Raw genomic sequence first — 2,313 nt, forward strand, 5'->3', positions numbered from 1 at the left:
AAAAGACCTGTTTTAATCTAACGGAAAAGGCAGCGTTTAATTTGCCGAATAACAAAAGAAAGAATCACCGTGAAGTTCCAAAGGATAAATCTCTCCTTATGCAAGCTCTGTATATTTTTCCAGAAATTCCAACGTTTTTTCCATATTTTTTCTCTTCGCCCAGCCTTGCGCTATAACCAGATAGCCAGGAAGCATGATTCCCGGATGAAGTGTATCTAAATGGAAAGTGTCTGCAAATGCCAGAAAGCGTCTGCAGATCTGAGCAAATTCCTCCTGATCATCTTCACAGAAATTCATATAAGAGGATAATATATTGCATATGGAAACAACCTCTTTGTATAATCCAATCTGTAAAATTTTTTTTGCCTCAGAATAATTGCCCAGAAGCTGATAGGCAGACGCCAGAATCGGTTCTTCCGGACCGGACATCGGCATATATTCTCCCAGCAGACCCAACACCTCTTCCGGGCGTTTCAAAATCAACAGACAGTAAGCTTCCAGCTGAAGAGACTCTTTTCCAAGCTTCGGATCATCTGTTTCTGTTTTTATCCGGTTAAAAAGTTCTCTCGCCTCTTCCAGCACCTGTTCTGATCTTTCATGGCTTCCTGCCAGCATAAAGTGATTCACCAGCAAAATTCCCATATGAAATAAAAGCGGATAACAGGAATGATATTTTTTTATTATTTCATGACAGTGCTCCAATACCTCCTCAAAAGAAAGAATCGAAAATTCTTCTGCAAACTGAAAGTAGTATTTTCGGATTTCCATTTTATCCAACTGAGGCTCATATCCCATAAGCTCGTCAATACTGATATCAAAATATGCAGCAAGCCGGGGCAGCAGTGTAATATCCGGATACGTCATTGCCGTTTCCCATTTAGAAACCGCAGCTTTCGATACCCCCAGATATGCCGCCAGTTCATCTTGTGTGATTCCTCGCTTATGACGATTTTTTATTATTACACTGCCAAGTCTGATCTCTTTCATCTGTTCCGTCGAGTAGACTTTGTCTCGACTTTTCACTTCCTTTCATCTAAATTCTTTTGCGATGAGAGGTTCAAGTCTCAAAAGCCCCTCACAGAACCGCACGTGCCCTATTAAGGCATACGGCTCTTCAATAAGCCATTCGCCTAATATGCACTTATCTGCCATAATATGTTTGTTTACTCTCTGGATTGCGTCGTGACAACTCTTATTTAGTCGAAAACCGAAAGAGAACTCCTTTAACTTTGGCTCATATATCGACTCGAGTATTTCCTTGAAGACGCCCTGAACCACTTTGTCCTCAAATGACGGAATTCCAAGTCCTCGCATTTTCCCATCCCCTTTCGGGATGTATGCTCTGCGTACCGGGTATGGTCTGTAGGAAAATTTCTTCATTCTTACTAACAGATTTTCAATATTTTCCTCCAACCTCTCTCCGTATTCTTCCTTTGTAACTTCGTCTACTCCTACCGCTTTACCTTTTGGCTATTTGCTGTAAGATTCTTTGAGTGTGTCCTTGTTGACGTATTTCATCAACGACTGAACTCTGCCATATTTCTCCACGAGACTGGCTATTTCTGCTTTCTCTTTTTCCATAGAATGTCTGCCTCCTGTGCTTTCTATGTTTCGATTGCAAAAGCAACTTATTGTCCATCCCTTCCCTCCAGAGTCATTACTTCCTTCATCGGTAATATGGATGAATCCGACTCCTCAACAGTCTTCGTTTGTACTCACCATTGCATTGGTCGATACTCCCTACTGGCTCATGTCCAGAACTGTCCAGGTCTCCCAGGTATGCCGAATATAACAGTATCAGGTATGCCGTGCTCTCGGACTCCGGTGTGTTTTCATAATCTCGCACTAACGATTATTCCTTGTTGGTGACCCGAAGAGGTAACAGACCACCCCACACAATCGATAATTCTAACGAAGCTCAATCACTTCACGCTTTCGCATTACGGCGTTCCTGTTCCCTGTCCTACGCTTAAACATCATCGTTAGCCTTTGACGCTCCAAGGACTCGGTACTGGCGACTTGCTAGGTCTTACCAGACTGGATTCCCACCAGTTATATATTCGGCACCGAACTGGCGCACACCTCCTGACTGTATTATAAAAAAACACAATGCAGAAAACAATGGAGTTCTGATTGACTTCTGTTAAAAAAATCAACCTGCAGGAAACAGGGCATGAAACTTATTACATACTACTTATCTTCCTCTGTTATACTGTCAAATAAAAAGGCTTCCCTCTCCGAATGTAAAACACTGCCCGAATCACGACCACCGGCTTAGCCGGTGGTTTGCTTTGACCCTATAAGGGTCTGTTA

At 42.5% G+C, this 2,313-nt stretch carries 2 protein-coding genes; both read right to left on the reverse strand.

Annotated elements, in window-relative coordinates; genetic code table 11:
- Nucleotides 1–96: 96 nt before the first annotated feature.
- Nucleotides 97–987, reverse strand: coding sequence for a helix-turn-helix transcriptional regulator (locus tag RDS42_RS14215; protein ID WP_308784233.1), 891 nt, complete (start codon nucleotides 985–987; stop codon nucleotides 97–99).
- Nucleotides 988–1,029: 42 nt separating this feature from the next.
- A complete protein-coding gene (locus RDS42_RS14220; RefSeq protein ID WP_308784234.1) occupies nucleotides 1,030–1,413 on the reverse strand; it encodes a reverse transcriptase domain-containing protein in 384 nt (127 codons plus the stop codon).
- Nucleotides 1,414–2,313: the final 900 nt, after the last annotated feature.

The sequence above is a fragment of the uncultured Blautia sp. genome (genome assembly GCF_902497045.1).
Classification (GTDB): domain Bacteria; phylum Bacillota; class Clostridia; order Lachnospirales; family Lachnospiraceae; genus Blautia_A.